The 23,701-nt window shown below is 63.2% G+C and carries 22 protein-coding genes, 2 pseudogenes and 1 riboswitch; of the genes and pseudogenes, 17 read left to right on the top strand and 7 right to left on the bottom strand.

Going from position 1 to position 23,701, the window contains the following annotated elements:
- The 5 genes and pseudogenes from QFZ40_RS17395 to QFZ40_RS17375 form a co-directional block, all read left to right on the top strand.
- Window positions 1-1,242, top strand: a pseudogene (locus QFZ40_RS17395) (FAD-dependent oxidoreductase); the annotation flags it as partial.
- Window positions 1,243-1,299: 57 nt separating this feature from the next.
- Entirely contained in the window at window positions 1,300-1,884 is a 585-nt protein-coding gene (gene pyrE / locus QFZ40_RS17390; RefSeq protein WP_306906975.1) for an orotate phosphoribosyltransferase, read from the top strand.
- A 117-nt stretch (window positions 1,885-2,001) separates the two neighbouring features.
- Window positions 2,002-2,761, top strand: a pseudogene (locus QFZ40_RS17385) (GAF and ANTAR domain-containing protein).
- A 96-nt stretch (window positions 2,762-2,857) separates the two neighbouring features.
- Window positions 2,858-3,496: a hypothetical protein gene (locus QFZ40_RS17380; protein ID WP_306905906.1), complete on the top strand. Its 639-nt coding sequence runs from the start codon at window positions 2,858-2,860 to the stop codon at window positions 3,494-3,496.
- 54 nt (window positions 3,497-3,550) lie between these two features.
- Entirely contained in the window at window positions 3,551-4,591 is a 1,041-nt protein-coding gene (locus QFZ40_RS17375) for an alpha/beta hydrolase (RefSeq protein WP_306905905.1), read from the top strand.
- On the opposite strand, the gene QFZ40_RS17370 is transcribed toward QFZ40_RS17375, so the two are convergent.
- Window positions 4,588-5,418, bottom strand: coding sequence for an HAD-IIA family hydrolase (locus QFZ40_RS17370; protein WP_306905904.1), 831 nt, complete (start codon window positions 5,416-5,418; stop codon window positions 4,588-4,590). The genes QFZ40_RS17375 and QFZ40_RS17370 overlap by 4 nt on opposite strands.
- A 53-nt stretch (window positions 5,419-5,471) precedes the next feature.
- Between QFZ40_RS17370 and QFZ40_RS17365 the strand changes: the two genes are divergently transcribed.
- The 3 genes from QFZ40_RS17365 (at window position 5,472) to QFZ40_RS17355 (ending at window position 7,716) form a co-directional block, all read left to right on the top strand.
- Window positions 5,472-6,146, top strand: a complete 675-nt coding sequence (locus QFZ40_RS17365; protein ID WP_373427446.1) for a TrmH family RNA methyltransferase — start codon at window positions 5,472-5,474, stop codon at window positions 6,144-6,146.
- 129 nt (window positions 6,147-6,275) lie between these two features.
- On the top strand, window positions 6,276-7,295 hold the full coding sequence (gene fbaA, locus QFZ40_RS17360; protein WP_306905903.1) for a class II fructose-bisphosphate aldolase: 1,020 nt from the start codon (window positions 6,276-6,278) through the stop codon (window positions 7,293-7,295).
- A 1-nt stretch (window position 7,296) separates the two neighbouring features.
- On the top strand, window positions 7,297-7,716 hold the full coding sequence (locus QFZ40_RS17355; RefSeq protein ID WP_306905902.1) for a DUF3151 domain-containing protein: 420 nt from the start codon (window positions 7,297-7,299) through the stop codon (window positions 7,714-7,716).
- A gap of 100 nt (window positions 7,717-7,816) precedes the next feature.
- On the opposite strand, the gene QFZ40_RS17350 is transcribed toward QFZ40_RS17355, so the two are convergent.
- Both QFZ40_RS17350 and QFZ40_RS17345 read right to left on the bottom strand, forming a co-directional pair.
- On the bottom strand, window positions 7,817-8,449 hold the full coding sequence (locus tag QFZ40_RS17350; protein WP_306905901.1) for a uracil-DNA glycosylase: 633 nt from the start codon (window positions 8,447-8,449) through the stop codon (window positions 7,817-7,819).
- A 217-nt stretch (window positions 8,450-8,666) separates the two neighbouring features.
- Complete coding sequence (locus tag QFZ40_RS17345; protein WP_306905900.1) at window positions 8,667-9,875, bottom strand: cobalamin-independent methionine synthase II family protein; 1,209 nt, start codon at window positions 9,873-9,875, stop codon at window positions 8,667-8,669.
- Between the two features lie 9 nt (window positions 9,876-9,884).
- A riboswitch (SAM riboswitch) is annotated at window positions 9,885-9,989 on the bottom strand.
- Window positions 9,990-10,292: 303 nt separating this feature from the next.
- Here QFZ40_RS17345 and QFZ40_RS17340 point away from each other — a divergent pair.
- Window positions 10,293-11,582 carry an adenylosuccinate synthase gene (locus QFZ40_RS17340; protein ID WP_306905899.1) on the top strand — a complete coding sequence of 430 codons (1,290 nt, stop codon included), beginning with the start codon at window positions 10,293-10,295 and terminating at the stop codon, window positions 11,580-11,582.
- 69 nt (window positions 11,583-11,651) lie between these two features.
- Here QFZ40_RS17340 and QFZ40_RS17335 read toward each other — a convergent pair whose 3' ends face one another.
- From QFZ40_RS17335 to melA, 3 genes are all read right to left on the bottom strand, one after another.
- Window positions 11,652-13,673 (bottom strand): cellulase family glycosylhydrolase, encoded by a 2,022-nt coding sequence (locus QFZ40_RS17335; protein WP_306905898.1) that lies wholly within the window; start codon window positions 13,671-13,673, stop codon window positions 11,652-11,654.
- A 165-nt stretch (window positions 13,674-13,838) separates the two neighbouring features.
- Complete coding sequence (locus QFZ40_RS17330; protein WP_306905897.1) at window positions 13,839-15,518, bottom strand: extracellular solute-binding protein; 1,680 nt, start codon at window positions 15,516-15,518, stop codon at window positions 13,839-13,841.
- Window positions 15,519-15,783: 265 nt separating this feature from the next.
- The gene (gene melA, locus QFZ40_RS17325) at window positions 15,784-17,160 is read right to left on the bottom strand and encodes an alpha-galactosidase (RefSeq protein WP_306905896.1); all 1,377 of its coding nucleotides are present in this window, start codon (window positions 17,158-17,160) and stop codon (window positions 15,784-15,786) included.
- Window positions 17,161-17,250: 90 nt separating this feature from the next.
- Between melA and QFZ40_RS17320 the strand changes: the two genes are divergently transcribed.
- The 5 genes from QFZ40_RS17320 (at window position 17,251) to QFZ40_RS17300 (ending at window position 21,121) form a co-directional block, all read left to right on the top strand.
- Window positions 17,251-18,120 carry a helix-turn-helix domain-containing protein gene (locus QFZ40_RS17320; RefSeq protein ID WP_306905895.1) on the top strand — a complete coding sequence of 290 codons (870 nt, stop codon included), beginning with the start codon at window positions 17,251-17,253 and terminating at the stop codon, window positions 18,118-18,120.
- A 495-nt stretch (window positions 18,121-18,615) separates the two neighbouring features.
- A complete protein-coding gene (locus QFZ40_RS17315; RefSeq protein ID WP_306905893.1) occupies window positions 18,616-18,972 on the top strand; it encodes a YegP family protein in 357 nt (118 codons plus the stop codon).
- A gap of 294 nt (window positions 18,973-19,266) precedes the next feature.
- Window positions 19,267-19,818 (top strand): RNA polymerase sigma factor, encoded by a 552-nt coding sequence (locus QFZ40_RS17310; protein WP_306905892.1) that lies wholly within the window; start codon window positions 19,267-19,269, stop codon window positions 19,816-19,818.
- Window positions 19,815-20,675, top strand: coding sequence for a hypothetical protein (locus QFZ40_RS17305; RefSeq protein ID WP_306905891.1), 861 nt, complete (start codon window positions 19,815-19,817; stop codon window positions 20,673-20,675). Before QFZ40_RS17310 ends, QFZ40_RS17305 begins: the two co-directional genes overlap by 4 nt.
- Window positions 20,676-20,695: 20 nt before the next feature.
- Window positions 20,696-21,121, top strand: a complete 426-nt coding sequence (locus QFZ40_RS17300; protein ID WP_306905889.1) for a CoA-binding protein — start codon at window positions 20,696-20,698, stop codon at window positions 21,119-21,121.
- 11 nt (window positions 21,122-21,132) lie between these two features.
- Here QFZ40_RS17300 and QFZ40_RS17295 read toward each other — a convergent pair whose 3' ends face one another.
- Complete coding sequence (locus QFZ40_RS17295) at window positions 21,133-22,161, bottom strand: isopenicillin N synthase family dioxygenase (protein WP_306905888.1); 1,029 nt, start codon at window positions 22,159-22,161, stop codon at window positions 21,133-21,135.
- A gap of 45 nt (window positions 22,162-22,206) precedes the next feature.
- Here QFZ40_RS17295 and QFZ40_RS17290 point away from each other — a divergent pair, with 45 nt between their 5' ends.
- The 3 genes from QFZ40_RS17290 (at window position 22,207) to QFZ40_RS17280 (ending at window position 23,662) form a co-directional block, all read left to right on the top strand.
- Window positions 22,207-22,626, top strand: a complete 420-nt coding sequence (locus QFZ40_RS17290) for an MmcQ/YjbR family DNA-binding protein (RefSeq protein ID WP_306905885.1) — start codon at window positions 22,207-22,209, stop codon at window positions 22,624-22,626.
- A gap of 81 nt (window positions 22,627-22,707) precedes the next feature.
- A complete protein-coding gene (locus tag QFZ40_RS17285; protein ID WP_306905884.1) occupies window positions 22,708-23,331 on the top strand; it encodes a hypothetical protein in 624 nt (207 codons plus the stop codon).
- 37 nt (window positions 23,332-23,368) lie between these two features.
- Window positions 23,369-23,662: a DUF503 domain-containing protein gene (locus QFZ40_RS17280; RefSeq protein WP_306905883.1), complete on the top strand. Its 294-nt coding sequence runs from the start codon at window positions 23,369-23,371 to the stop codon at window positions 23,660-23,662.
- Window positions 23,663-23,701 lie beyond the last annotated feature (39 nt).

Below are 23,701 nucleotides of genomic sequence, written 5' to 3'. Positions count from 1 at the left end.
ATGGAAAAGACCAGTTGTGCGGTTGTGGGTGGTGGCCCCGCAGGCATGATGCTGGGACTGTTGCTGGCCCGGGCAGGGGTGCACGTGACGGTGCTCGAAAAGCATGCCAACTTCCTGCGGGATTTCCGCGGCGACACCGTTCACGCGTCCACCATCCGGCTGATCGACCAACTCGGCCTGGGAAACGAATTCCGCAAGCTTCCGCAGAGCCGCCTGAACAACATTGCCTTTCCTGTTCCAGGCGCCGGCTTGGTCACCTTTGGCGATTTTGCATCCTTGAAGCCCCCATACAACTACGTCGCGATGATGCCGCAGTGGGACTTCCTGAACTTCCTTGCGGATGCTGCTGCCCGGGAGCCTACCTTCACCCTCCTAATGGAGCATGAAGCCACTTCGTTAATCTTCGACCGCGGAGGCGTCACGGGTGTCCGCTACCGACTGCACCGGGATGCGGAAGCGGCGGGTCCTGGGAAGTACGGCAACGAGGGAAAGCTCCACGCGGACCTCGTGGTGGCCGCGGACGGACGCCATTCCGTGCTTCGCCAGGCCGCTGGCTTGCGGCCGAAGGATTATCCGGTTCCGTTCGACACCTGGTGGTTCAAACTTCCGCGCCATGCTACGGAAAAGGGCGCAGCGGGAGGTATCGTCCCGGCCTTCCGGAACCGTGAAGCGATGATCGCGCTGTTTCGCGACGACTACTACCAGATGGGGTACATAGCCCCCAAGGGAGATGACATGCGGATCCGCTCCGAGGGGGTTGAGCGGTTCCGGGAACGGGTGGCCGCCATCCGCCCTGACCTGGCGGACCGTGTGGGCTCGATCCGTTCGCTCGACGACGTTCACTGGCTGGACGTGCGGCTGGACCGGCTCAACCGCTGGTACAGAGAAGGGTTCCTGTGCATCGGCGACGCCGCCCACGCAATGTCGCCCGTCGGCGGCGTGGGCATTAACCTCGCCATCCAGGACGCCGTTGCGGCGGCGGAACGGCTGGCACCGGCCCTGCTCCGCGGATGGGTCCCGGTCAAATATCTCGCCGCGGTCCAGCGGAGGCGCCGGATGCCCACCGTTGTTGTCCAGACCGTCCAGCGCATTATGCACCGCGCGGTGTTCGTTCCATTGTTCGCGGGCAGGAGAACCGGGGCACCGCCATTCCTGCTGCTTGTTGTCCGGCACGCGCCAATGGTACGCAGGCTGATGCCGCGGATGATTGCCTTCGGACCCAGACCTGAACACGCGCCGATATTCGCCAGGCGCAGCCCGGCCGTCGTCATGGATCCCGCAACCACTAAACTGGAACCCATGACTTCCCCCTCCCACGCCGCAATTGACACTGCTACTGCCCGTGCCCGCCTCCTGGAACTGATCAAGGAGCTTGCCGTTGTCCGCGGCAAGGTGATCCTCTCCAGCGGCGCGGAGGCTGATTACTACATCGACCTGCGCCGCATCACCCTCCACCACGAGGCCTCCAAGCTGGTGGGGCAGGTCATGCTGGCCCTCGCGGACGACGCCGGTATCGACTTTGAATGCGCGGGCGGGCTGACCATGGGCGCGGACCCCGTAGGCACTGCCGTGATGCACGCGGCCGTGGATGCCGGCCGGAACGTTGACGCCTTCGTGGTCCGGAAGGCCCAGAAGTCCTACGGCATGGGCCGCCAGGTGGAGGGCCCGTCGGTCGAAGGGCGCAAGGTGCTGGTGCTCGAGGACACGTCCACCACCGGCGGCTCAGCGTTGACCGCCGTCGAGGGTGTCCGTAAGGCCGGAGGCAACGTGGTCGCGGTAGCGGTCATCGTGGACCGGGACACCGGGGCCAAGGAAAAGATCGAGGCCGAGACCGGAGTGCCGTACCTGTTCGCTTTCGGCAAGGACGAACTGGGCCTCGCCTGACGCCAGCGTTTCGTGCACGCCCCCGGCGCCGAGGTGCCGGGGGCCGGCTGGACGGGCCCTTAGGGGTGCCCTACTATTTGCTTACCCCGTCCGGACCCCCTTTGGAGAACGTGCAGAATGCTCCCGCCAGAACAACCCTTGAGCACCGTCGAGCAAATCCAGAACCTCATTCTGGAAAGCGCCGATTTCGAGGACTTCCTCAATGAACTAGCCAGGTTCTCCGCCCACCAGATGGCGGGTGACGGCGACGACGCGCTGTGCGGGATCACACTGCTCCGGGACCGGAAGGCTGCCACCATCGGGTGGAGCAGCGACTCGGCCCGCGAAGTGGATCAAATCCAATACTCACTGTCCCAGGGCCCTTGCCTTACAGCCGCGGAGGAAGAGCGCGAAGTCCATGTGCCGGACCTCTTCGAGGAGGACCGGTGGGGCCCGGACTATGCCAACGCTGTGGCTTCCCACGGGCTGCGGTCCGTGCTGTCGTTGCCCTTCAACCTGCAAGGGGGAGGCCAAGGCTGCGCTGAATCTCTATTCCGACGCGCCCCACAAGTTCGATGAACGCGCGGCTGCCAAGGCAAGGGGCTACACCAGGGAAATCTCCCAAGCGCTCCGCCTGGCCGTCCGGTTTTCGCTGCACACCGACAGCGCGGCCAACCTGCGTGCCACTTTGGAGTCCCGGACCATCATCGACATCGCAGTCGGAATCGTCATGGCCCAGAACCGGTGCAGCCAGGACGCCGCGGTCAGGATCCTCACTGACGCGTCCCGCAACAGCAACACCAAGCTGCGCGACATCGCGAAGTCGCTCGTGGACTCGGTAGGCGGGACGGGAACCCGGACCCACTACGAGGAGCCGGACCAGGTTCAGGCCGGCTAGCTCGTCCCTGAACCCGCGGGTTGTGCCGGAAGTGCCGGGAGGATAGGCTTGCCGAGGTTGAGCCGTCGGCCATAGACACCCTCCTTTGGAGTACCTATGGATCTCACGCTGCAAGCCCTTATTAAGCTCGACGTCGTCACCGATATTGTCAGGATTGACGTCCAGGGGAGCCTTAACCAGGAATCCCGCCCATCCCTTGTCCACATCATTCGCCGCGTGCGGCGGATGGGGATCAGTTCGCACATCCGGGTAGACCTTTCCGGCGCAGCCTTCATCGAATCGGCGGCACTGGCAGGCCTCCGGAACGATCTGAACGCCATCGATGGTGAGACGTTTGCGGGAGTCGAAGGCCAAGGCGTTTCGCTCCAGATGGCAGCCACAGGAGAGGCCGCCGGGTCAGGCATCCTCGGGCAGTCGCTGGCCTTTACGGAGTCGCTGGCTATTACGGATCTGTTCACGGACGGATTCATGGATGGACTGCCACACGTGGAAATCATGCCCGATTCCCCGGGTCTGTTGGCGGACCGTGCCCTCGGGGAATGTTCCGATGACGAACTCCTGGCCGCCAGCGACTTGCTCTTTGCGCTGCTGGATACTCCCCAGGCGTTTGGCGGAGCCGACCTCCTCGCCCGTTACAACGACATCGGCCACGAGATTTCGCTGCGGCAATCCGGGGATGGCGTGCTTCAGCCCCAGGCAGAGGAGGAGCCGCCCGCTGAAATGACATCGGCCTGATCGTCGTGCGGATGCAGTTGCAGTGACAGGTTCCCCTGTGGCTACGGTAGAGGTGTGCCGCAAAAGGGGGAACCAGAGCAACAGGAGCAGCCTTGTGCTGCCGAAGCGCGGCTGCTCGCCGACGCCGCCGCCCTCCGCCGCTTCTCGCGCCGCAGCTTCCTGGTGGGAGCCGGCGCCTCGTCCCTGTTGGCCGCGGACATGTTGTTTACCCGACGGATCCAGGCCGAGCGCAGGGCCAGCAAGATCCTGCCCGTTCCTGACGGCTTCGCCGACGCCTACTATCCGGACGCCAGCTGGTTCCTTTTCCCGGGCTACAAGACCAGCTGGGAAGAAGCCCTCTGGATCCTTAACGCACTCCGCGGGGTGCTGAACAAGCGCGGGCAGCTGGCCGCCGTCGGCTATTCCAACCAAGGGCTGGATATCGATGAGCTGGTGATCGCCATCCTTGGGCACATCCGGGAGAAAAAGCTGACGAAACTCTTCTTCTACGGGCACAGCTTCGGAGGCATGGTGGCCACCGAAGTGGCGTACAAGCTGCGCGAACTCGCGAACGTGGAGGTCGAGTTCATCCTCCTGGACTCCAGCCCGTACAACAAGAACGACGTCCTTGACCAGAGCTGGTTCGACGGGGTGGTGTTCCTCTACGAAAGCGGAGTCCGCCTCCCCTCGGTGGTGCGGGGCGGGTACGAACTGGGTGAGCGGGTGATCCACAAGGACGAGCGTTCGTGGCGCCAGATCCTGGACCAGAGCATGGAGCAGCTCTCACCTATCGCACCATCCACCCTGCTGATCCAGACCGAGTCCGACTACATTTACCACTTTGACGGCACGGTCTTCAGGGACAAACTCGGAGGGACCCGGATGGCCTTCATCGGGAACCCCCAGGACCAGACGATCGACTACGGAACTGCCCGGGATAAGTGGGCGGTGGCGTTTGGATCCAACATGGTGTCCACGGACCAGCAGACGGTCGGGGCCAGGCCAGCGCACGCCAGCCCCGGATGGAATCCTGGAATTTACAGCCCCGTTGTGGAGCGCCTGCTGAATGAGTACTTCCCCCTGCCCGGCGGCGGAACAAGGGTGACCATCTTCTAGATCTGGCTCTTCAGGTCCGCCACGGAATTGAGGACCTGGTTGGGACGGAACGGGAACGACGCGATCTGCTCGCGCTGGGTAATGCCGGTCAGGACCAGGACGGTGTGCAGGCCGGCTTCCATTCCGGCAATGATGTCCGTGTCCATCCGGTCCCCGATCATGGCCGTGGTTTCGGAGTGCGCGTCGATCTGGTTCATGGCGGACCGGAACATCATCGGATTCGGCTTGCCCACAACGTACGGTTCCCGGCCGGTGGCTTTGGTGATCAGTGCGGCGATGGCACCGGTTGCGGGCATGGGGCCGTCCTTGGACGGTCCAGTGGCGTCGGGGTTGGTGGCGATGAAGCGCGCCCCCGCCAGGATCAGCCGGATGGCCATCGTAATGGCCTCGAACGAATACGTACGCGTCTCGCCGAGCACCACAAAGTCGGGATCCTGGTCGGTGAGGATGAAGCCTGCCTCGTGCAGCGCCGTCGTGAGTCCCGCCTCACCGATCGTGTACGCGCGGTTCCCGGAACCGGAGCCCTGCACCTGGTCCTTCAGGAACTGAGCCGTGGCCAGGGCAGACGTCCAGATGTTCTCCTCGGGGACCTCAAGGCCCGAGGCCCGCAGCCTGGCGGCCAGGTCGCGGGGAGTGAAGATGGAGTTGTTGGTCAGCACCAGGAAACGCTTGGACGTGTCCACCCAACGCTGGATCAGCTCCGCGGCTCCCGGGACAGCCTGGTTTTCATGAACCAGGACGCCGTCCATATCGGTCAGCCAGCACTCGATCTCCTGTCCGCTCCGGTATACCGCCGGCGATCCCTTGACCTGGTCTGTTTTTGCCATGTTTCTCCTCCGCCGGTGATGAACGTACCAAAGGCCCAGTCTAGTGTTGAGGGGTGACCCGCCACCCCCAGAACCCCGACCTGCCCGTTCCCCTACCAGAGGAGGCGCCGGAGCCCAAAGCGGAGGTCGGCGTCGGGCCCTGGGAAGGCGAGCTGCCGGCCGGGGACCATTGGGATCCGGAGCTGCTGGCGGACGGCGACCGGCGCAATGTGGTGGACAAGTACCGCTACTGGAAGCACGATGCCATCGTTGCGGATCTCGATTCCAGGCGGCACAACTTTCATATCGCCATCGAAAACTGGCAGCACGACCTCAACATCGGCACCGTGGTGCGGACTGCCAACGCCTTCCTCGCCAAGGAGGTCCACATCATCGGACGACGCCGGTGGAACAGGCGCGGGGCTATGGTCACCGACCGTTACCAGCACGTCCGGTACCACCCCACAGTGGAGGAGTTTGTGTCCTGGGCGCAGGGGGAGGGGCTGGCCATCATCGGCATCGACATCTTCCCCGACTCGGTGCCCCTTGAAACGTATGAGCTGCCCAAGGACTGCGTGCTGGTCTTCGGCCAGGAGGGTCCCGGCCTGACGCCGGAGGTGCATGAGGCGGCGCTGGCCACCCTCTCCATAGAGCAGTTCGGCAGTACGCGCTCCATCAATGCGGCCTCCGCCGCCGCAATCGCCATGCACGCCTGGGTCCGCCGCCACGTGTTCAACCAGCACATCTAAGCAAGTATTACCCGGACGCGTGACCCGAAACACGGGCGCCCGGCAGAAATGGCTAGGATGGTTCGTAGCCGACGAGGTTCACTCCAGGGTCCACAAAACCCGCAGACGAAATTCACTTTAGGAGTCAGCATGCCCATTGCAACCCCAGAGATCTACTCCGAGATGATCGACCGCGCAAAGACGGGCGGCTTCGCATACCCCGCCGTCAACGTCACGTCCTCGCAGACGCTGAACGCGGCCCTGCGCGGGTTCGCCGACGCCGAGTCCGACGGCATCGTCCAGGTATCCACCGGCGGTGCCGCCTACTGGTCTGGCGCCGCCACCAAGGACATGGTTGCCGGTTCCCTGGGCTTCGCGGCCTTTGCCCGCGAAGTTGCCAAGAACTACAACGTCAACATCGCGCTGCACACCGATCACTGCCCCAAGGACAAGCTGGACGGCTTCGTCCTGCCGCTGCTGGCCGCTTCCGAGGCCGAGGTCAAGGCCGGGCGGAACCCGCTGTTCAACTCCCACATGTGGGACGGTTCCGCCGAGACGCTGCAGGAAAACCTCCGCATCGCCCGTGAACTGCTGGAGCGCACCGCCGCCGCCAAGATCATCCTTGAAGTGGAGATCGGCACCGTCGGCGGCGAGGAAGACGGCGTCGAGAACGCCATCAACGACAAGCTGTACACCACGGTGGAAGATGCCCTTGCCACCGTCGAGGCACTTGGCTCCGGCGAGAACGGCCGCTACATCACCGCGCTCACGTTCGGCAATGTGCACGGCGTGTACAAGCCCGGCGGCGTGAAACTGCGCCCGGAGATCCTGAAGGACATCCAGGCGCAGGTGGGTGCGAAGATTGGCAAGGACAACCCCTTCGATCTCGTCTTCCACGGCGGCTCCGGCTCCTCCGACCAGGAAATCGCCGACGCCGTTTCCTACGGCACCATCAAGATGAACATCGACACCGACACCCAGTACGCCTACACGCGTCCGGTCGTGAACCACATGTTCAAGAACTACGACGGCGTGCTGAAGGTCGACGGGGAGGTCGGCAACAAGAAGCTCTACGATCCCCGCGTCTGGGGCGCCTCAGCCGAAGCCGGCCTGGCCGCCCGCGTGGTCGAGGCAGCCAAGCAGCTCGGATCGCTCGGCAAGACCTTCTAGGATGTCGGACGAGTTCCGTAAGAACCTGATGGGCCCCGAGCCTACGCTCCTGCCTGCCGAGACCGAGGTCTACGAGCAGCTGGAGGCCGGCCAGGAAGCCCTGGACCTCGTGGCCAGGCACCCTACGTCCTCCCTGCTCTGGGCTCTTCTCGCAGAGGAGGCGTGGGCTGAAGGGCGCACCATCGATTCCTACGCCTACTCGCGCGTGGGCTACCACCGTGGATTGGACTCGCTGCGCCGCAATGGCTGGCGCGGGACGGGTCCGATCCCGTGGGAGCACGAACCCAACCGCGGGTTCCTACGGGCCCTCTATTCGCTGGGCCGCGCGTCGGCGGCGATCGGTGAGGCGGACGAGCCGGAGCGCATCGAGAAGTTCCTCAACGACTCGGATCCGGCAGCGAAAGCCGCCATCGAGGCCTGATCGCCTCAACAGCAACGGGCTTAAAGCAACGCGGGGTCACTTCCCGCCCATAATCCTCGGATTATTGGGCGGGAAGTGACCCCGCGTTGTGGTTAAGAAGCTAGCTGGGCTTAGTCAATCCCGTGCGGGCCATGGCGTCGGCATAGGCCACGTGCATTTCCTCGAGGTACTGCTCCTGCCGTGCCGGAGTTCCGGCAAACGCGCGGCCGCACAGGGAACGTACCTTGTAGGTCTTCAAGCCGCGGCGCCAGAGGAGCGGAACCTCGGTCTTTAGCAGCAGGTTGGCCAGGCGGTTGGCCTCAGTGCCGTGCGCCACGATCACGGAAGCACGCGGAACCAGGGCCAGGAACTTCAGCAGCGGCTTGAGGCCGGCGGCGATCTGGTCCGGAGTGAACTTTCCGTTGGGCTCGCCCGGGGTGTGCCAGGGGTGGACGTTCCACGGCATGACGAACTCGGGGCGGAGGCCCAGCTTCCACTGGATGCCCAGCATGCGGGTGGCGGCGTCGTCGTCCCCTGCTGTGATGAAACCCGATTTGTCGGCCTCGCCGATGTTTGAGTACAGGCTGATGATCCGGCACTCGTCCACGTCATGCATGGGATCGACGTACGGGACTTCGCTGTCCGGCCTCACGTCCTGCAGGGAATCGCACAGTTCGTTGACGGCTGCGACGTTGGGTTCGTATCGGCGGCTCAGGAGCTGCTCGCGGAAAGATTCGGGTGCCAGGGCTGTCATGTAGTGCAATGTCTCCTGCGGGGCTCGGCGATGCTGCCAATCCGGAAAAATGGGCGCGTCATGGACGGCAGTTCCCGGGATGGGTTGAAATGTGGTGTGGACCGATTCCTGGTCGGCCTTCTCCAGTTTAGCAAGCCCCGCAAAACGAAACGCCGGGCCGCTGCGCCGGGTTTTGCGGGTCAGGGTAACGAGCCCTTCCGCGGAGTTGGTGGTGTTCTTACCAGAGCCGCGCGGTGGCGCGCCGCGCACCCTCACCCAGGGCCTCAAGCTTGGCCCAGGCAATCTGCGGGTGCACACGGCCTCCCAGTCCGCAGTCGGTGGAGGCGATGACGTTCTCACGTCCCACCAGCTCCGCGAACCGCACGATCCTGTCCGCCACGAGGTCGGGATGCTCCACGACGTTGGTGGCATGGGACACGACGCCGGGAATGATCACCTTGCCCTCGGGCAGCTTAGTGTCCTCCCAGATCCGCCACTCGTGCTCATGGCGGACGTTGGCTGCTTCAAAGGAGTAGCCGCCGGCGTTGATTTGCAGCACGGACCCGATGATGTCCGCGAACGGAATATCCGTCGTGTGAGGTCCATGCCAGGATCCCCAGCAGACGTGCAGCCGGATCCGGTCCCTGGGCAAGTCGCGCAGCGCCCAGTTCGTGGCCTCGACGCGCAGCTGGATGAACCTCAGGTAGTCCTGCAGCGCTGGTTCAGGGTTGATCTGGTCCCAGCTTTCCGCGAGCGACGGGTCGTCCAACTGGACGGTCAGGCCGGCGTCGATGATGGCCTTGTATTCCTCCCGCATGGCATCAGCGCAGGCATAGAGGAGCTCCTCATCAGAGGCGTAGTACTCGTTGGCCACCCTGGCGCACGAACCGGGGGACAGCGAAGCCACGAAGCCTTCAGTCAGGCCGGCTGCAGCCAGGCCCTTCTTCAGGTTCGTAACATCAGATGCCACCAGGTCCTGTCCGGTGTATGTCAGGGGCCCGGTGATCTTCGGCTGGGAGACGCTCTTGCGGTGCGTCAGGATCCCTGAGGACGGATCGGTGTAGGCGTCGTTGAAAGCCAGCCGGTCACGGCGATCGGGAAATGAGGTCAGCACAATATGACCCGGAGTAGAGCGATGCACCACCGGGTCCTTCCAGCGGTCCACATCCGTTGGTTCCAGGCCGCCAAGCCTGGCGAAGGAGTAGTTCCACCAGGCCCCGTAATCAACCGAAGTGGACATGGTGTGCCCGTATTCGCCGTCATTCGGGATATTCAGCCCGACATCCTTCTGCCGCTGGACGACACCCGCCACCGATGCTTCCAGCAACTCAAGGAATTCGGGAGTAATGCCGTCTGTTTCCTTAGCGGCGTTGGCGGCGATGAGCTCAGGTGTGCGGGGCAGGGAGCCTGCATGCGTGGCCCGGATGTGGTCAGTGTTGAGGGACATGGATCATTCCTTCCATCGGTCCTGGCAGTAGCACCTGCAGGCAGGATTGTCCCTGCACCTCCGCGGTTGCTGCGGCGTCTACGAGCCAGGTCTCTCGGCCGCTCCGGATGGGTACTCTCACTTAATGGCATCGCGCGGATGAGGGCAAGCCTTTGCCGGATTGTTTCACGGGATGGCGGCAGGTGGCGTGCCGGCAACGCGGAGCCGCGTCGCCGAACAAGTGGAGAAACCCCCGCATCCGCTAAACTTGGCTGGTAAGAGCCCCGAACTCTTGCCTGGCAGGCCACCGAAGCTGTTCCGCCAGACTGAAGCCGTCGGGGCATTCTCATGAACGGTGCCGACTTCCGGCATCCGCCCCTGGTGATTCAGGCAGGGCTGGACAACGGGATGCGGCCCGAACGAATGGGGGAGGATCCCATGCCAGCAATCGTGATCGTCGGAGCCCAATGGGGCGACGAAGGCAAAGGTAAGGCTACTGACCTGCTCGGCCACCGCGTCGACTACGTCGTTAAGCCCAACGGCGGCAACAACGCCGGGCACACCGTCGTCGTAGGCGGTGAGAAGTATGAGCTCAAGCTCCTTCCGGCCGGCATCCTCAGCCCCAACGCTATTCCGATCATCGGAAACGGCTGCGTGGTGAACCTGGAGGCACTCTTCCAGGAGATCGACGGCCTTGAGGCCCGTGGCGCCGACACGTCCAGGCTCCGTGTCTCCGCCAACGCCCACCTGGTCGCGCCCTATCACCAGGTGCTGGATAAGGTCACCGAGCGGTTCCTCGGCAGCCGCGCCATCGGCACCACCGGCCGCGGCATCGGCCCGGCATATATGGACAAGGTGGCCCGCCTGGGCATCCGGGTCCAGGACGTGTTCGATGAGTCCATCCTCCGCCAGAAGGTCGAGGGATCGCTGCGGCAGAAGAATGAGCTCCTGGTCAAGGTCTACAACCGCCGCGACATCGAGGTGGAGGAGATCGTTGCCTACTTCCTGTCCTTTGCAGAGCGCCTCCGCCCGCTGGTCATCGACAGCACCCTGGTGCTGAACAAGGCGCTGGATGAGGGCAAAGTGGTGCTGATGGAGGGTGGCCAGGCCACGTTCCTGGACGTTGACCACGGCACCTACCCGTTCGTGACATCCTCCAACCCCACAGCGGGCGGTGCCTCGGTAGGCTCCGGCATCGGACCCACTCGAATCTCACGTTCCATCGGCATCATCAAGGCGTACACCACCCGCGTCGGCGCCGGACCGTTCCCCACGGAGCTGTTCGATGAGATGGGTGTCTACCTCCAGAAGACCGGCGGCGAGTTCGGCGTCAACACCGGCCGTCCTCGGCGTTGCGGCTGGTACGACGCCGTCCTGGCCCGCCATGCTGCCCGGGTCAACGGTTTCACCGACTACTTCGTCACCAAGCTGGACGTCCTCACCGGCATCGAACAGATCCCGGTGTGCGTGGCCTACGACGTCGACGGCGTCCGGCACGACGAAATGCCCATGACCCAGACGGAATTCCACCACGCGAAGCCCATCTTTGAATACTTCGAAGGCTGGACCGAGGACATCACTGCGGCGCGCACCCTGGAGGACCTCCCGGAGAATGCACGCAACTACGTCCTGGCCCTGGAAAAGCTCTCCGGCACACGCTTCTCCGCCATCGGTGTGGGCCCGGACCGGGACCAGACCATCGTGGTCAACGACCTCATCAAGGACTAATGCCAACAGAAGTACGACGCCGGCGGGTCACCTTGAAAGGTGGCCCGCCGGCGCCGGGCAGGTTGCCGCCTAGGCGGAGGTTCCGGTCACGGTCGTGCCGGTCTTGGTGATCGTATAGTCGATCGTGCCGCCACCCCAGAAGTGTAAGGTGAGGGTGACGGGCTCGTCGTCCCTGACCACGTTGAAGAAATCCGGGGTAAGGCTGATTGCGCCCGCATCATAGTCGGGCCGGTAGGCCGCCCAGAACTCCTTGAAGGCAGTCCAGTCGTTGGGCCCGGCATTGGTGCCGTCGGCGTACTTGGCCTCCATCGTGGCGAGCTGGTCGCCCAAGAACCGGGTCGGGATCGCGAACGAGTCCGTGGCCCCGGATGCGTCCGAGAGCTGCGGAGTGTCGTAGGTGATGATGTGGATCCGCCACGGCAGACCGTCCGAGAAGCGGGCCTCGATCGTCGTGTTGGTGCCGTAGGCGCGGTCGCCCGCGAGGCGGGTGAGCGCGGCGGCGGTGAGGGTGAGCGTGTCGCCCGTCACGGTGTAGTCGGCGCCCTCGGCCAGTGCCGTGTCCCCGTGCCACAGACCCTTGAACTCGAGGCCGTTGCGGTTGAGCGTCAGCGACTCGTCCGCGATGGTCCCGGCCTTCTCGAGGTAGATCGAGTCGAACGAGGCGGTGCCCGAACGCGTCGTCATCCCCGACTCCATGTACGAGCGAAGGAGCGGGTCGCGCCATTCGAGGGTGTTGCGGTTGAGGTACGAGCCGGCGTCCCACAGCATCAAGGTCAACTTCTGCTCCCGGGCCTCGTACATGGTGGCCTCGAAGAACTTCAGCAGCTCGCCGTACTGCTGGGACTGGGGGACGCCAGGGCGCGTGTAGTCATAGCCGAGGACGCCCCACTCCCCGACGATGACCGGGATGTCGTTGTCGAGGAACGTGTCGTTCACGCGCTGGAAGGTGTCCTTGAGGTCCTGCTGGGTCGCCTCGTCGTAGGTGGTGAACCCGGCGATGTTGACGCTGAAGGGCCAGAACCCGTAGAAGTGGACGGTCGCGGCAATCATCGGGTCGTCAAGGGAGTCGATGGTGGCCTTGAGCGCGTCAAGGTGGGGCTGCTCGGAGTTGGTGACCCACGTCGGCAGCACCAGGAGCCGGTCCTCGTTGTTCCCGCCGGTGGAGCGGACGGCCTCGTGGAAGGCGACGTTGAGCGTGGCGGTGTGGGCGTCCTTGTTGGCCTCGTCACTGGGGAACTGCGGTTCGTTGATGCTCTCGAAGGACAGCTCCGACGGGTAGTACTTGAACCGCTCGGCGATCTGGGTCCACATCGCCTTGAACTTCGCCAACACGTTCTCGCGGTCGTCCGGCAGCAGCTTGGTCCACATCTGGTCGTGCTGGTTGACCATCACTTGGAGGTCGTTAGCGATCGCCCAGTCCACGACCTGCGCGACGCGGTCGAGCCAGGCCGGGTCGATCGTGTAGTCCGGTCCCGGACCGGTGTGCTCGTCCCAGGACACCGGAAGGCGGATCGACTTGTAGCCGTTGGCCTTGATGGTCCGGAGGAGTTCCTCGGTGATCAGCGGGTTGCCCCAGGCGGTCTCACCGCCCAGCGCGTCCAGGGTGTTGCCAAGGTTCCAGCCCGGCTGCATGGCCGCGACCTGCTCCATGGCGCTGAGCGGGGTGGTCGGCTCGCAGAGGCGGCCGTTGAGGCGGAACCCGGTCGGGTCGGTGTTCGCACCCGACCACGAACCGGTGAACCCGAACGACGTCGAACCGCCGGTCGCGAGCGCGGCGTTGTAGCCCCGGCCGCTGGCCTTGGCCGATCCGGCCCTGCTCTTGTCCTTCGCGTTCCACATGTCGGTGACGCTCTGGCCGTCGGGCCAGGTCCACTCGAGGTCCCAGTTTTTGATTGGCTCGCCGAGGTTGGTGACCTCGACGTTGGCGTTAAAGCCGCCGGACCATTGGCCGGTGACCTTGTAATCGACCTCGCAGTCTTGGGCCGCTTGGGCGCTGACCGTGCCCAGGAAACCGGTCGCCAGCAGCGCGAGCACGGCGCCCATGACGGCGATCAGCCGCAGACGGGTTCTTCGACGGGGGTACAAACTCATGTGGGACTCTCCTTGACGGTCAGGGTTCTTGAAGTGAGCGAAGGGCTCCGCCGTGCGAACGGCGGGCCTAAGTTATGTCACACAGCTTTGTCGATCGACATTTACACAATCTGTTACTCGTTCTACGAGCAGTTAGCATCTGCTCGCCGCTTTGGGAGATACGTCCTAGGCGTTCAGGAATCCTGCGTAGAACTCACGCAGTTCGTCTCCGCCGTTCTTCTTCCAGGTGGCGACGGCCGCATCAAGGTCCGACATGCTCTTGCGCCCGCGGAGGATGTCCTTGGAAAGGTCGTCGAACGGCTTTCCCAGGGAGCCGAATTTGCTGGGCTCCTGAATCTGCAGGCCGTAGAAGAGGGGGTCAACCACGTAGGGGGCCTGCCGGATTTCCCAGTCCGTTTTGGCCTTTACGTAGCCGGGGTACTGGACCTGGTTGTTCACCACAGCGGAGTTCACCAGGAACGCGTACGTGCTGGTCACTTCCGCCGTGCCCTTGGCCGTGGCCTGCGGAACGTTCTGTGCGTCGCGGGTGTAGTGGATGCCTTCCACGCCGTTGTTGATCAGCATGTTCTCGTCCGTGCCGAAGGGAGCGGCCGCAAAGTTGGCCAGGGCCAGCATTTCCTCAACCTTCGAAGCATCATCGGTCTTTTTGATGAAACTGAAGATGGCGGCGGGCGCACCGCGGAACAACGTGGGCTTTCCGCCGTCAGGGGCAAAGAAGTCCATGGGCTGCATCTGGAACTTCGGGTTGCTGGGCAGGTTCAGGGCCAGGGTTCCATGCCAGCCACCAATCCCGTCGTTGGTCATCAGCGACGCGCCGGACCCAAAGCGCTGCCCCGACTTCTGGGTGTTGCCGGCCACGGCATCCGGGTGGACAGCGCCTGAGGCGAAAAGCTTTGCACCCCATTCCAGGGCAGCCCGGTATTCGTCTGTCTCAAACCTGCTCCGAAGCTTGCCGTCCACCAGTTTCCAGTTGTCCACGCCATGCATGATCTGCGCGCCGACCCACACATCTTCGGAACCCCAGCGGTTCTTGGCCGGGTCAGTGATTTCCTTGGCCAGTGCGATGTATTCATCGGCGGACTTTGGCTGTTCCAGGCCCATTTCATCGAACAGGTCCTTACGGTAGAAGAAGGCGTTCCCGACCTGCTCGTTCGGGAACGGCAACCCGTACAGCCCGCCTTCGAAACAGCTGTACTTCCAGGCTGAGGTGAGGATATTTGCGAGGTTGGGGTACTTCTTGACCTTGTCACCGGCAAGGTACTGGGAAAGGTCAGTGAAGAGGCCCTTGACTGCCTGGCCGAACCGCGGCGGAAGGTTCCAGGACGGGATGACCACCCAGTCCGGCACATCCTTGGGTGAGGCCAGCACCGTCTGGATCTTGTCCCCGTAGGTGTTTCCGTCACTGACCTGGAAATTGAGCTTTGCGCCCAGCCGTTCGTTGACGGCCTGGTAGTAGCTGTTATCCGCCGGCGGGATTGCCCACCAGGCCGGGGTCATGACTGTATAGCTTCCGCCTTTACCGGGAACACCCTGCACTGACTTGACTAAGGATGAGGGGTATTTGGTGAAGCCGGGCGATGTACCGTTCACACTCGGGATGTCCGGTTTGACGATGTCCAGCGGAATGTAGCTGGGCACGAGCTTGGACGTGGCGTCGGACATCCCCGCGGAACTGGTGGCCTGCGGGGCCCCGCCGCCGCCGCTGCTGCATGAAGTGAGAGCGGGGAGGGCGGCAAAGGCCACGGCACCACCCACAAGACCCAGGAAGGACCGGCGGCCTACCCCTGTGCGGCCGAGCTCCTTCAGGGACGGGCTGCGTTCCGGTGAGGCATTGTTTCCAAGCATGATTTGCACTCCTTTGTGTGGACTTCTGTTGGCCTGACGAAGGCTTAATTGCCAGGCCGGCTGCTGCTCTGCGCAGCTCCGTACCGGGCAGCCAGCCCAGGAATTGGTCGAAGCGATTCGATTGGCTCAGCTTCCGGCTGCGTCTGCCGCGGACTGCATCGTCGTGAGGTTCGAACGACCTTCCAGGTTTACGCAGGAACTTGGTTAGGAAGGCTTCGTATTGATCGCGCCGAATACTCGGCGTGTAGTGATTACAAGCGAGTGATTACAAGCGGAGTCCTGCTGGCAGAAGTCCGGAATGCGCCTCAAGGAGCTCGTCAGTCATGGCGCGGATCTGATCGAGTGTGAGCAGGGCGCTCGTCAACGGGTCGAGCATCACTGCGTGGTACACGTGTTCACGCACGCCGGTTAGCGCAGCTCTGAGGGCGAGATCCTGTACGCCGATATTGGTTCTGTTGACGGCTGCGAGCTGAGCCGGCAGGTCGCCGACCGCAGTGGGTTGCACCCCATTCGCGTCCACCAAACAAGGCACCTCAACGCAGGCGGATTCCGGAAGATTCCCGATCAATCCGTCATTCGGTACATTGCCGTAAACAACGCTCGGTGTTCCCGTCACGATCGAGTTGATGATGCTCGCGCCGTACTCGACCGAGGTAGTGAGGTTCGCTTTTAAATATGAAAGCTGTCCGTCGATCTCGCCCTGCTCATCATGGCTGGAACAGATTTCGTAGTAGTCCCAGCGTTGCGGAATGTATTCCAGAGTAAGGTCCGGCGACTTTCGGAAGTACGGCAGGTACTCGGACGCGTGGTGACTGGACTCGGTCTGGAAGAACCCGAAGGCGTCCATAATCGACGTGCGTACCTGTTCGTTGCCCCCCTCGTAGTTGCTGGCAGCTTCAGCGGGCTCGCTGTGATCACCGTCGTCCTTTGCGAGGCTGTCTGCCGCCCGGCCTCGGAGGTGGCGGCTTTGCATGACCGCACGCAGGCCTGGATAGAGGTCTTCTTCGCCGCGGCGGAAACTGAGAATCCAGGCTTGATGGTTGATGCCGGCGCAGACAAAACTCACATCGTCGTAGGGAACATCGAGGGTCCGGGCCAGCATCCGCGTCGTCCCCTGGACACTGTGGCACAGCCCGACGGCCTTAAGTCCTTTGGCGTTGAGGAATCCTGTCGCCATGGCCATCGGGTTGGCGTAGTTGATGAACTGCGCATTGGGACACAATTCCAGAGCATCCGCTGCGATGGCGTCATAGGAGTTGACGGAACGGAGGAATCGGAACACACCTCCCGGACCGACAGTATCCCCGACCGCTTGGTCTACACCGTATTTCCGTGGGATCTCAACGTCGTGCCTGTAGGAATCGATACCACCGACTTGGAAGGTAATGATGACGAAGTCAGCATCGAGGAGGGCCTCGCGGCGGTCGATGGTCTCGACAATCTTGGTATCGAAACCATGGTGGGCTATGAGGGATCGGGCAGCATCAGCAGTGCGCGATAGCCGCTCCGGGTCAAGGTCCATCAAACACAGTGTGCTTGAACGGAGGGCCGGAAAACTCACCAGATCACCTATGAGGCGAAACGGAAACACGAACCCGCCGGCACCGATGATCGTAATTTTTTGGGAAGAGGATGTTGTCATCCATCCAAGCTAGGCTGCACGCCAGAATCTCACTTCCGTTCCAAACGGCGAATGTTCCGGGATACTACGATGGCAGGTATGTTTAGGGCCATGCCCGTTGAAACCCTGCTGCCAGAATCTCCTGACTCCGTCGAAATAACTGCGTCCCGCCTCTGTGTATGGCGAGGCGAGGTGCCTTCGATGCCGAGAGCGCACCGGCACGACGACCTTGAACTTAATTTCGTTCTGGACGGCGCCTTGGAGTATCTGTTCGGCGGCTCGCGGGTCAGAGTTGAAAGCGGCCAGGTTGCGTTGTTCTGGGCGGCTACGCCCCATCGACTCATTGCTAAAGATGCGACGCCGAGCGACGTCTTTTGGCTGCACATTCCACTTGCCAAGGTGTTGAGCTGGGGGCTTCCCAACCGAAATCTCAACGAACTCCTCATGAATCAACTGATCGTTGTTCCAGCAGCCGCTGTCGAGCGCAACTTAGAATCAATGTTCAAGTCCTGGACAAGTGACTTGGAAAGCTGCGAGGGCGAGACGATTGCGCTCCTTGAGGCGCATGCCGTGACAAGACGGGCGCTGCAACACCATTTGCAGTCAAGCTCTGATGCAGACGAAAATCAAACCCTTCCTGCCGCGACAGGTGACTGCATGATGCGCATTACTACGATGGCGCAGTTCATGACCACCCATTTCCGACAGAACATCTCGATGTCGGACATTGCCTCCTCCGCGCATCTAAGCCCGAACTATGCAATGACACTGTTTCGTGACATGGTCGGCACGACGCTAGGCAACTATCTCACTCGTTGCCGGGTTGCTGAGGCCCAGCGACTGCTCATCACGACATCAATGACAACACTCGCGATCGCCCACGCGGCGGGATTCGGTTCGCAAAGCAGTTTCTACGATCACTTCACCCGCCTGTGCGGATCCTCACCAGGTACATACAGGCGGCTAAGATCAATACCTTGACCTGAGCAGACCTGAGCACTGGTTGGGAACCTAATTCAAGGGCCGGCCGCGTGATATGCGACCACTTCAGGGGAGCAATGCGCTCGGGGGCTTCTCCTGGACTACTGGCGGGGACAACCACAAGCTGCAGCGCGCCGCTCAATCACCACACGAGGCCGGACTACCAGAAGGCATGCACGGCACGATCCGTGTCAGTCACCAGATGCCTTACAAAAATGTAGGCACAAAAGCCCTGTCAGGACCTAAGTCCAACAGAAGTACGACGCCGGCGGGTCACCTTGAAAGGTGGCCCGCCGGTGCCGGTTGCACGCATTTTACGCAGGGTTAACCCGGGCAGCCTTGTGGGCCGGTGTGCGCTGGCAACACACTCGTTAACACAGGACGAGCTCATCAGCAGATCCTTCGACCGGGCCCTCGGTAGACAGCAAGGATGCGCCGCGGCCTGCTCCGAGGGACGTTGCTGCCGGACAGCAGTCCCAGCGCGGAAGGATTGCCATGGCCGGGATGTTTGAACTTTTCGTTGACGCGGAATCGCATTTCAGATTTCGACTCAAGGGGCCAGACGGGGCACTTATGGCGGTCTCGTCGGCATTTGAGGACAAGTCTGCTGCCGTGGCCGGGATCGCCGCCGTCCGGGAGTGCGCAGGGATGGGCCTCATCACCGACCTCTGCCCGGCCGCTGCCCCGGCCCCGCCTGAAGCTGCCCCGGCCCAGCCTTTAGCGCCCGAAGCAGGCGCTCCGGTGCAGGCCTGCGACGACAAGCGAATGCCGGTGAAGCGGGTGCGCGCGGCCGGCCACGCCAAACCACTGCACCGTCCGGTTCCGGCACCACACTGGTCAGGAGTCACTTAGGCACACCAATCCGGGGACCAAAAAAGTTTTTCGGATAACGCGTAACCCTGGGCCCCCTTCGAGCGATTACCTTTATGAAGCGCCGGGCTGGAATATGTCCCCCATCACATTCCAGCCCGGCTCTTTTTGTGCCCGCAGCCCTCACAGGTTGAAGGGTTTCGAAGCAGGGACGGATGCGGTGGCCCGGGCGGCTTGGTTACCGCAGGTAAAGTTAGCTGGGCAAGGGCATTCCGCAACAGCGTCAGTGGCCCTAGACTGAGCAAGCAAAGTCCCCTCACCGAAAGCCCTACGTCCGTGACCGATGCGCTGACTGATGATGGATTGCGGGCGGGCGCCCGGGATCCAGAGCTTTTCAGCCTCGTGTACCGGACCTATGCGTCCCAGGTCCTGGGCTATCTCAAGGCCCGCGGAGTGGAAGATCCGGAGGCGGTCATGCAGGAAGTGTTCCTCGCCGTTCTTCCGAGACTGGACACTGTCAGCGGCGGACTTGGCGGCCTGCGCACCTTTATTTTTTCCGTGGCCCATGCCCGGTTGGTGGACGACCATCGCCGGCAAAGCCGCACCCCTGTCCAGCTTCCCTTCGATGCTGACCTGGATCAGCGCGCGGAATCCTCCGCGGAAGCTGAAGCGCTGGAGCGGGTCTCACCCCAGGAAGTCCTGGCGCTTCTCCAAGGCCTCCTGGACGAGCAGCGGGAAGTCCTGACCATGCGCCTCGTTGGCGGCCTCACCGTTGATGAAGTTGCCGCCGTCATGGGTAAGAGCGCAGGATCGGTCAAGCAGCTCCAACGGCGTGCCTTGACCAGGCTCCGTGAACAGTCGGCAGTAAAGGAATATGTGGCACCATGACATCGAATGCCAGCTGTCTGCAGGAAATAGTGGATGAGATGCTGCTTGACTCCGGCCAATCCGACTCCAACGAGCTCCGCGCCGTACTGTTCTCCCTGGGATCGTTCGCGTCCCTTCCCGCACCCGGCCCCGGCGTCGAACTGGCAGCCCTGATGACAGGCACCCAGGATCAGATGGCCCGGCGGCGCTGGCTGCGTCGGCACAGGTCCGCCGTTGTGGGACTGGCCGTCATCGCGGGCATGGGGCTGGGCGTCACCGGCGTCGCAGCCACCGGCACCGTCCATGGGCAGCCCGCCCGCGCCTCCATCCAGCACCTGGTTGAGGACTGGGATCCCTCCTGGACCATCTCCGGAGATCCGTCCGGCAGCGAAGGGGACTCGACACCAGCACAGCAGCAGGTGACACCGCCGCCGCCGTTGCCCGCGGCGCCAAGGACGAGGGCTGCCGGACCGCATCCGGAGCCAGCGCCGCCGAAGCAGCCGCCCTCATCGTCGACCGGACCAGGCACGAAAGCAGGAGGTTCCACAGCCCAGCCAGACCCTGTCGGGGACGCTGTCAAGGACATTGTTGGGGACGGCGACAAGGCCGACGGCGTCAAGGCAGTCGGCGGCGGGGCCGTCCTGGGTGCCGCCCCCGGTGCTGCGCTCGCAGGCACGGCAGCCGTCGCGGAAGCAGTACTGTCCCGGCAGGTTCAGGAAAGTCCCGCCCGGGAACCGGAAAGGGCCGTGGACCATGTGGCCCGGGACTTCGAAAAAGCGCAGAAGCTGTTTGCCGCCAGCAAGGCTGCAGCGGCCAGGAAGGCCGTCAGGTCGAATGTGGACCTCGGTGCAAACTGGCTGAAGAAATTCAACCGGTAGGCCCGGAATAGGATGTCTTTATGGGCCACACCAACGATCCGGCAGTCATTGAACGCCTCATGCGCACCAAGGGGCGGTGGGCGATCGTAGGCCTGACGTCGAATGAATGGCGCGCGGCGTACGACACGTCGCTTTTTATCCGAGACCAGCTGGGAATGGAGATCATTCCCGTCAACCTTTCCGGCGATCCGGTGCACGGCGAAACCGGCTACCGCCGTTTGGCGGACATTCCACCGGAGAAGCAGCCCATCGACGTCGTCGATTGCTTTGTGAACTCCCAGAAGGTGGGGGCAGTGGTGGACGAGGCCATCGCGGTGGGGGCCAAAGCCGTCTGGCTGCAGCTGGGCGTCATTGACGAGGCGGCGGCAGAACGTGCAAAGGCAGCCGGATTGGATGTCGTGATGAATGTCTGCCCGGCGCAGCAAGCGTGGAAGTACAACCTCTGACCGGTAACGAATCAGCGTTGCATGAGCTCCGGGTAGTGCCGCTCCGTGACATCCGGATGGGCGCGCATCCTGCCCTTGAGCATGTTGAGGCCGAACGAGGCGAGCATCGGGTTGGTCGGATCGTCCGAGATACCACGGGCCTGCGCCTTCAGCTCAGGCGGCAGTGGTACCGGGTCAATGACCGCATTGAGCCGGGGCGACCAGAAGAACGGCACTGAGTAACGATCCACCCCGGGAGGGGGCGCCTGGACCCGGTGGATCGTGGCGGCGAGGTAGCCCTCGGTGGCCACCTCAAGCATCTCGCCCAGGTTCACCACCAGTGCTCCGGGGAGGGGCTCCACGGGCGCCCATTCGCTGGCTCCCGGCGGCAGCACCTCCAGGCCTCCCACCGAGTCCTGCAGCAGGAGCGTGACAAATCCGTAGTCGGCGTGCGAGCCCACGCCCTGGCCGCCCGCGGCTTCCACGACGCCCCCTACGTAGTGGACCAGCTTGCCCATCCAGGCTGGCGTGTCCCGGAACGGCTCGTCAAAGTAGTCCTCCGGAAGCTGCAGGGAGACCGCGATGGCCTGGAGAAGTTCGGTGCCCACACGGGACATCAGTTCTGCCCATGCCATCGCTGCCGGTTCCAGTTCGGGCAGCGACTCATCCGGCCACATGTTGTGGCCCTGTAGGAGCCAGTACGGCTGGTCCGGCGGATAATCCGTGACGGGTTCCCGTTCCGGAGAATAATCGATCTGCTCCCGCGCGTCGGCCCTGCCCTGGGTAACCTCCGTGCCCATCCGGGTATAGCCCCGGAAGTGCGGCGAGAGCCGGTTGTCCAGCTTCATCCGCTCCCCGAGGGGCAGGGCAAAGAAGCGCCTGATAATGGCGAGGAGTTCCTCGGCCTGGCCAGGTGTGGCGCCGTACCCTGCGAGCTGGAAGAAGCCGACACGATGGGTGGCATCGCGCAGCTGCTCAATGAATTCCGGGCTGAATGATCCGTCGGTTTGCCGTGCCGTGCCCAGGTCCAGAACAGGTATGGTCCCCTGATCATGTGACATGCTCGCAGACTAGCACCGTCGGAGAAGGCTTTGTAGGCTCACTGCATGAACCCATCGGAACTGAGAAAGATCTGCCTGTCGTTTCCTGGTGCTTTTGAGGATTTCCCGTTCGGGCCGGAGACGTCAGTCTTTAAGGTCCGGGCGCATGTGTCCGGCGGCGCCAGGCACGAGGCCAAGTTGTTCGCCTTATCCGCCATGAACCCGGACGACTGGTCGGTGAGTCTGAAGTGCGAGCCGGCCCTGGCCGAGCAGCTCCGTGCCGCCCATCCGGAGATCACCGGCGCATGGCATATGAACAAGACGCATTGGAACGGGGTGCGCCTTGACGGCGCCCTACCCGACGGCATGGTCCGGGACATGGTGGAGGACTCCTACGACCTGGTGGTAGCCACGCTGAGCCGCAGGCAGCGGGAGCAGCTCGGATGGGCCCGGCTCTCCGGATCCCCTGGCGGTCCTGTCGGCTGAAGGGAAACCGGCACCCTCACTTCCCGATACATTGAAGGGAACGCTCCATGCCGCAGGTGAAAGCTGATCAGGAGAAAGTACATGCTGGACCAAAAGACCCTCGACCGGTTGTGGGACTTCGATGACCCGAAGCTTTCCGAGGAACGCTTCCGGGCTGCCCTCGCCGACCAGCAATACAACGCAGATGAAAAGGCGGAACTCGCGACGCAGCTGGGGCGGGCCATCGGACTGCAGGGCCGCTTCGAGGAGGCCGACGCCCTGCTGGATTCGATCGACGGAGAGGAACCTACTGTGGGCGTTCGAATCCTGCTGGAGCGGGCCAGGCTCCTGAACTCAAGCCGTCACGCTGCCATGGCCGTGCCGCTGTTCGAGCAGGCGGCGGAGCTTGCTGACCACCTGGGTGAGGAGTTCCTCACCGTGGACGCGTTGCACATGCTGGCCCTCGCCGATTCCGCGCATGCTGAACCCTGGACCCGTAGCGCCCTGGAATACGCGTCCGCCGCCCGTGATCCCGAGACCCGGCGCTGGATGGTGGCACTGCACAACAACCTCGGCCGGGAGCTGCGCATTGCCGGCCGATTCACCGAGGCGCTGGTCGAGTTCCAGCTGGCCGAGCAGTGGGCGGAAAGGTTCGGAACTCCGGCGCAACAGCAGTATGCCCGCGAGGCGATCCTGGGATGCGAACTGGACCTGGCGGCAGGCTGAACAAACGTAGCCAACAGCCAGGGCGGAAGGAACTCTCATGTGGATCGGCTGGATTGAATTGGACATCCTCCTGGGCGATGTCCAAAGCCTGAAGGAGAAACGCTCGGTCATACGCCCGCTGCTGGCCGAGATCAAGCGCCGCTTCGACGTCTCAGTGGCCGAGGTGGGGGACCACGACCAGTACCGGCGCTCGCAGGTCGGCGCTGGTCTGGTTTCCGGAGACCGCGCCCACCTCGTGGAGGTGCTCACCGCCGTCGAACGTTTTGTGGCCGCACGGCCGGAGTTCGAGCTGCTCAGCGCGAGGCAGCGGGAGCTCCACAGCGAAGACTGAAGGCTACTAATCGCCTTCGGGGAGGACTGTCAATGGGGA

This window comes from Arthrobacter pascens, from assembly GCF_030816475.1.
Taxonomy (GTDB): Bacteria; Actinomycetota; Actinomycetes; order Actinomycetales; family Micrococcaceae; genus Arthrobacter; species Arthrobacter pascens_B.
The sequence above is the reverse complement of the archived record's forward strand: the minus strand, read 5'-3'. Positions and strand labels throughout refer to the sequence as shown.